General features: G+C 52.6%; 4 protein-coding genes. 3 read left to right on the top strand and 1 reads right to left on the bottom strand.

Annotation, left to right across the window (positions count from 1 at the left end):
* The coding region (locus tag AB1656_16085; GenBank protein ID MEW6236903.1) for a 2-phosphosulfolactate phosphatase at positions 1-713 on the bottom strand (713 nt) is incomplete at its 3' end.
* A 446-nt stretch (positions 714-1159) separates the two neighbouring features.
* Between AB1656_16085 and AB1656_16080 the strand changes: the two genes are divergently transcribed.
* The 3 genes from AB1656_16080 (at position 1160) to AB1656_16070 (ending at position 6520) form a co-directional block, all read left to right on the top strand.
* Positions 1160-4207, top strand: a complete 3048-nt coding sequence (locus AB1656_16080; protein ID MEW6236902.1) for an SMC family ATPase — start codon at positions 1160-1162, stop codon at positions 4205-4207.
* 65 nt (positions 4208-4272) lie between these two features.
* Positions 4273-5550, top strand: a complete 1278-nt coding sequence (locus AB1656_16075; GenBank protein ID MEW6236901.1) for a family 16 glycoside hydrolase — start codon at positions 4273-4275, stop codon at positions 5548-5550.
* A 226-nt stretch (positions 5551-5776) separates the two neighbouring features.
* Positions 5777-6520: an alpha/beta fold hydrolase gene (locus AB1656_16070; GenBank protein MEW6236900.1), complete on the top strand. Its 744-nt coding sequence runs from the start codon at positions 5777-5779 to the stop codon at positions 6518-6520.
* Positions 6521-6680: the final 160 nt, after the last annotated feature.

Genomic DNA, 6680 nt, shown 5'->3' with positions numbered 1-6680 from the left:
CGCATCTCCGGCGTTAGGGTGGACGTATCCACTTTCACGCACTCCGGCAAGTCGGCGCCTAATCCTACGCTTTCCAGATACTTTCCATGCGCGCTCAGCCGCGCCATATCCAGCAGCCGGTTGCGGTAGAGATGAAATAGGTCAACGGCCGTTACCGCCGAATCGGTCAGATCGAAATCCTTGTCGGACGTTTCCAGCAGATAGGTAATAACGCCGCCCAGGCAGACCGTGTCTTCCAGGCAATAGCGCTCTTCCCGTCCTGATCCGATGAGCAAGACTTCCGGCGAAACGTCGTACAATTCCAAAATTCTCTTCGCCGTGGCCCCGATATTGCCGAAGGAAACGATGAAGACGCTCAAGGCGGACGCAGCCGCCGCCAGCGTTTTGGTTCCGTTCGTCGTCAGATGGACGATGGTTTTGCCCTTCACCATTTCGGGCGTATATTCCGAAGGCGAATTTCCCAAATCGTAGCCAGCTATCTTGAAGCCGTCCTTCTCGCCGCAGAGCAGAGCGGGAATCCCTTGTTCCAACAATTCGTTATAAAGACCGCGGGCGGAAGCGCCGTTTTTTTGCGGCAAAATCGCTTTCGCTCCATTGGTCAAAGCGGCGATCATCACCGTCGTCGCCCGCAACACGTCGGCGACGAAGACGATATGATGGTTGATTTCGCACTTTTCCAATTCCGTCCGGTTGAACATAACATCCAAAAGCACAGTTGATACTCCTTTGTTGAAGGCCTATTCAAAGAAGGCCGTCCCCATAAATTCAAAGGGCAGGCTCAAAGCGAAGCCGCATCCCGTCATTTTTCTTCTTCATTCACCATTTCTAAGAAAATAGAAAGTAGTAGAGTCTTCCAACAATTGTTCAGCGTCTTTCCTCGATAGGTTGGCTCATCAGGAGATTCGCCCTCCCTGGATTCGCATTCAAACAAGAAGGGAGGGCGAGGCTCCCGCCGAGCCAAAGTTCCTCACTCATATTTCTTCATCATTCATCATTATTTTTACATATTCCTATCGGCGGTTTTCGCTTCGCGTTATACTAGGATTTCGCCGATGAACCTACCGGCAGCGCATCGCAACGGCTCATAATAAACCGATTTTTCAATTAAGCATAGTTTGGAAACTTCCGTCATGGAATAATTTCTCTTGGATTTTCGATCATGATTCCCGTCCGGCTTAAACTGCGCAATTTCCTCTCCTACGGCGAAGATGCCGGGATTCTCGATTTTTCTTCCTTCAAATTGGCCTGCCTGACCGGGCGCAACGGCCACGGCAAATCCGCCCTGCTCGACGCCATAACCTGGGCGGTTTGGGGCGAAGCGCGCAAAGCCGGTTACAGCCGCGCGCCCGATGCCGGTCTGCTGCGCCTCGGCGCCGACGAAATGGCCGTCGAGTTCACTTTCCAACTCGAAGATCGCGAATTCCAAGTCAGCCGCGAATTCCGTTCGGCCAAACAAACCTCTAAGTTGGAATTTCGCGGGCGTTCGTCGCGGGATGACGATTTTCGCCTGCTCACCGGCGCTTCCAAAAAGGAAACTCAAAAGAGAATTGTCGATACCTTGGGGCTGGATTATAAAACTTTTATCAATTCTTCCTTTCTGCAACAGGGAAAGGCGGATGAATTCACTCGTCAATCCCCCCAAGACCGCAAGGAAATCCTCGGCGCCATTCTCGGACTGCATTACTACGACCGGCTTCTGGAAGAAGCCAAGCAGCGTTGGAGCGCCAGCCGCTCCGAACGCCGCAATCTCGAAGAAGCTGTCGAACGGCTCGATCGAGAATTGGAGGAGGAAGAGAATATTCGCGAACAAGAGAAGCAACGGCTCGCCGAGTTGTCCCAAGCGGAAAATCGCTGGGAAGCGATTCGCCGGGAAGAGAAACAGTTGCAAGAAGAAATATCGAATCTCCTCATCGTGCGCGACCGCATGAGCCGTTGGGATCAAGAAGAAGAACGCGCCCGCCAATCGCTTTCGGAAATCGACCGGCGCCGGAAAAAAGATATGCAAGAACAAGACGCCTTGCGCCAAATCGCCGAAAGAGAGAAGGAGATCGAGCAAGATTATTTGCGGTACGATGAAGCCGAACGCGAACTCAAAAAATTGCTGGATGTCGAAGCCCGCTCTCGCGCCTTTCAGGAAGAGAAAGACAAGATCGAACGCGAGATCGAAGCCCAATGCGCCGGTCTGCGCGAACAGCTCGCTTCGCTTACCACCGATCAAACGCATTGGCGCAACATTCAAGAAGAAAGCCGCGCCGTCATCAACCGTAAAGAAGAAATCGAAAGCAACTACGTCCAATTTCAAAATACCCAGTCGGAATGCGCCCGCCTGGAAGCGCTGCATCCCGAATACGAACGCCTGCAAGCCACTCTCCAACAATCGGAAGCATTGATCGAGAAGGAACGTCAAATCCTCGCCGAACGCGCCGCCGAAATGCGGGGCGCCTTGAAGAAAAAAGCGTCCTTGGAAAAGGAGATGGAAGCCGCCCGCGCCGAGCTATTGAAACTTCCCGCTCTGGAAAACGAGCATTCCCGCCTGCAAACCGAATCGGACGATGTCGTCAAACAAGGCCAGCAGACGAACCAGCTGCTCGAACGCTTGTCGGGCGAAATGGAACGTTTGCAGAATCTCGTTGCGGAGACTGGGGAAAAACTTCGCCTCCTGCGCCAAGGCGGCGCCCGCGAATGTCCCCTATGCGGCGCAGACCTCGATCCATCCCGCCAAAAACGCATGGAAGAGCAATTCGAAGCGGATATCGCCGCCGCCCAAAACCAAATTTCGCAGACTCAACGGGAAATTGCGGAAAAGGAAAAACTGCGCGACGCGTTGCGCGCCCAATTTCAAACGCTGCAAAATAAAATGCCCAAAATCGACAAGCAGCTAACGCGCTTGCGGCAACTTCAAGAAAAATTAAAAGAACAGGAAACGGAAATCCTGCATCTGAACGCCCTGCAAGAACAATTGGACGCCATCGCGCAGCAGATGCAATCCAACCAATTCGCCGAAGAAGCTAGAATCGCCGCCGAGCAGTCGCGCCAAGCGCTCGCCGCACTAGCCTATGAACCAGTCCAGCGCGCCGCCGCCATTAAGCGCTTGCAGAAACAGCAAAACGACGAATGGTTATGGTTGAAACTGCAGGAAGAAATTAGCCGATTCGGCGAATCCCAAACCCGCCTGGCCGCCATCGCCGGACAAATGGAAAAGACTAGTTCTATTCTCGAAACGGAAAATTTCGCGCTACCGCAACGGCGCTCCATCGCTGAGGTTTTGGAGCAGCTGCAACCTTTAGAAAAGGAACTAACCCGACGCCGTTATTGGCAGGAAGAACAAAACCGGTTGCGCAACGCCATCTCCGATTGGAACAGTCTACAGGCCGCCAAGCAAAGGCTTCCCGAATTGGACGCGGAAATCGAGGCGTTGCAAAAACAATCCGCAGCGATCGAACAGCAGCGGCGAAGCATCGAAGAGCAGCGCCAACAAGCTATCCCCTCTCTTCATCGGCTCCAAGAGTGCGAAAAACAGCGCCATGAACTTGAATCGCAACGCGCCGTTTTGGAAACCAGCCGCAATGAAATTCAATTCCGCCTAGGCGCCTTGCGCGAAAAAATCGCCCGTTTGCAGGAAGCGCAAAACGAAAAACGGCAATCGCAAGAACGACTGCGCTCCGTCCTGGACGACGAGCGCCATTACGGCATACTCAAGACCGCCTTCAGCCGCGACGGCATCCCCGCCATGATCGTCGAGCAATCGCTGCCCGATTTGGAAAACGGCGCCAACCGCCTGCTCCAACGCCTCACCAACGGCGCCGCCTCGCTGGCGTTGGAATCGCAGCGCGAAAAAAAATCCGGCGGCGCTATTGAAACCCTCGACATCAAGATCAGCGACGAAATGGGAACCCGCGATTACGAACTTTACAGCGGCGGCGAAGCCTTTCGCGTCGACCTGGCTCTGCGCATCGCCCTTTCCCAATTGCTATGCCGCCGCGCAGGCAGCCAGCTGCGCCTCCTCGTTATCGACGAAGGCTTCGGTTCGCAGGACGGCGAAGGCCTGGCCAACATCGTCGACGCCATCAACGACATCCAGGACGAATTCGACAAGATCATCGTCGTAACTCACCTCGACGAACTCAAGGAAATGTTCATGGCCCGCATCGAGGTGACGAAAGAGCCGGGAATCGGTTCGCGCTTCGACGTGATTCATACTTTCTAACGCCGCCGGGTTGGATTATAGTAATGATGAATGATGAGTGATGAATGATGAATCGGAGGAAATATATGAAAATCCAGCGTCTTATTAAGATGATCGCCGTCTCGTTTTTGTTCTTAGCCGTTATGGGCGGATTAACGGAAGCGAAGGATAAGATCAAGGTTTTGATCGTTACTGGCGGCCACGATTTCGAACGCCAGCCCTTCTTCGACATGTTCAAAAGCTTCGACGGCGTGGAATTCGCCGAAATCGTCCACCCCAAGGCCAATCAGGTCTACACTGACGGAACCGCCATGCAATACGACGTCATCGCCATGTACGACCTTTGGCAGGATATTACGGACGAGCAAAAACAGGGGTTGTTGAAGTACCTGGCGGCGGGCAAGGGCTTGGTGGTTATGCACCACGCTTTAGCGTGTTATCAGAATTGGCCCGAATTTCTCGAAATCGCTGGCGGGACCTACATCCTGGATCCCAAGGGACGCGAAATCGGCGGCAAGATCCAACCTCCCTCCACCTATCTCCATGACGTTCAAATGACGATCAACGTCGTCAATAAGAATCATCCCATCGCCGATGGAATATCCTCTTATCAGGTAACCGACGAGACCTACGGCGATATGTACGTAAATCCCGCCGTCGATATTCTCTTGTCCTGCAATCATCCAACGAGTTCCTCTTTCGTGGGCTGGGCCAAAAATTACGGCAGAGCCAGAGTCGCCGCCATCCAGGGCGGGCACGATCATAAAGTCTATGAAAATCCTAATTACCGCAAACTCTTGCATAACGCCATCCGCTGGACGGCTAACGCTTCTTCAGCCGTCTCTCTCTTCAATGGCAAGGATTTAAACGGCTGGGAAGCGAAAGGCGCCGCCAAATGGACGGTGGAAGACGGCGTTTTGACCGGGCACCAAGGCGACAACTTCGCGCCCGGCGATCTCTTCACCCAACAATCCTTCAAAGATTTCGAACTCGTTGCTGAATTCAAAGTCCAATGGCCCGCCAACAGCGGCGTCTGGTTTCGCTATCATAGCGACGAAACCACCTACCAGGCCGACATCCTCGAATACAAGAATCCCCTCTGCTGGTCCGGCTCGCTCTATTGTCCGGGAAAACTGTTCATCGCCAAGAACGAAAATCCAGCGCTGGTCAACCGCGAAGATTGGAATACGTTCGTCATCCGCTGCAAGGGCGACCAGCTGACCATAACTCTCAATGGAACCCAAGTCGCCGACGTCCATGATTCCACATCGGGGGAAGGCAAAATCGGCCTCCAGGTTCACCCCGGCGAAGAGTTCAAAGATATGGCGATTTGGATTCGCAAATTGGAATTGTTCCCCTTATAAAAATCGCCTTTGAAAAAGAAAGGGGCGGTCGCCTGGCCGCCCCTCTTTCGTTTATCCTAAAGACAGTGACGAGTGATTAGAAGTAATTGATGGGTCAAACAACGCAACCCATCCTACGATTTTAAATGTTTTTTTAGGAGTCGTATTACGGCGGCGTGGAGATAGAAAAAAAGATTAATTGAGTTTATTTTTTTATGGGAAAATATTTCGGAAAAAGGGGAATTTCATGAAAAGTTTGCGTTTTCTATCCGCTTTATGGATGGCGATGGCGGCAGTTCTTATGCTTACGCCGAATTTGGTCTTCAGCGAAGAGAGTTCTTTTCGCGTATTTGAGAAATCCTTCAATCCGAAGGGGAGCGGGTATAAATACTTGCTCTATCAACCTAAGGAATACGAACAACAAGAAAACTGGCCTTTGCTGATTATTCTGCATGGCGCGGGAACGAGGGGAGATAATCTTGCCAAATTGAAAAAGCATACTCCCATTCAATATGTCGTGCGAGATGGAAAATTGCCTTTCATCGTCGCCGCGCCGTTGTGTCCCGCGCGGAAAAAATGGGAAAGTGCGCTGTTGAGCGAGTTTTTGGACGAACTATTACGGCGCAATTCCATCGATCCCGACCGAGTCTATCTCACCGGCATCAGCATGGGGGGATTCGGCTCGTTTCAATTCGCCAAGGATTATCCCGATCGCCTCGCCGCCGTCGCTCCCGTCTGCGGCGGCGGAAAGCCGGAATGGGCGGAAACATTGCGGCAGCTGCCGGTCTGGGCGTTTCACGGCGCCAAGGACAGAGTCGTTCCCCTGCGTTCCTCTGAAAATCTGATGAAAGAGTTGAAACGGATTACCGCCAACGAAGCGCGGTATACCGTCTTTCCCAATTCGGGGCATGATATTTGGAATAAAGCCTACAATAATCCCGAATTGTATGAATGGTTTTTGAGTCATAATAAGTCTACAAATAAGGGATAAGAGATGAGACTGTGAGACTGTGAGACTGTGAGACTGTGAGACAGGGAGACAGGGAGACAGGGAGACAGGGAGACAGGGAGACAGGGAGACAGGGAGACAGGGAGACAGGGAGACAGGGAGACAGGGAGACAGGGAGACAGGGAGACAGGGAGACAGGGAG

This window comes from Candidatus Omnitrophota bacterium (genome assembly GCA_040755155.1).
In the GTDB taxonomy this organism is placed as follows: Bacteria; Hinthialibacterota; Hinthialibacteria; order Hinthialibacterales; family Hinthialibacteraceae; genus JBFMBP01.
Note: the sequence above shows the minus strand (reverse complement) of the source record. Positions and strands in the feature narration are given on the sequence as shown.

Excerpts from the sequence above, each read along its gene's own strand:
- AB1656_16070 (MEW6236900.1), top strand. The coding sequence starts at position 5,777 with ATGAAAAGTTTGCGTTTTCTATCCGCTTTATGGATGGCGATGGCGGCA.
- AB1656_16075 (MEW6236901.1), top strand. The coding sequence starts at position 4,273 with ATGAAAATCCAGCGTCTTATTAAGATGATCGCCGTCTCGTTTTTGTTC.
- AB1656_16080 (MEW6236902.1), top strand. The coding sequence starts at position 1,160 with ATGATTCCCGTCCGGCTTAAACTGCGCAATTTCCTCTCCTACGGCGAA.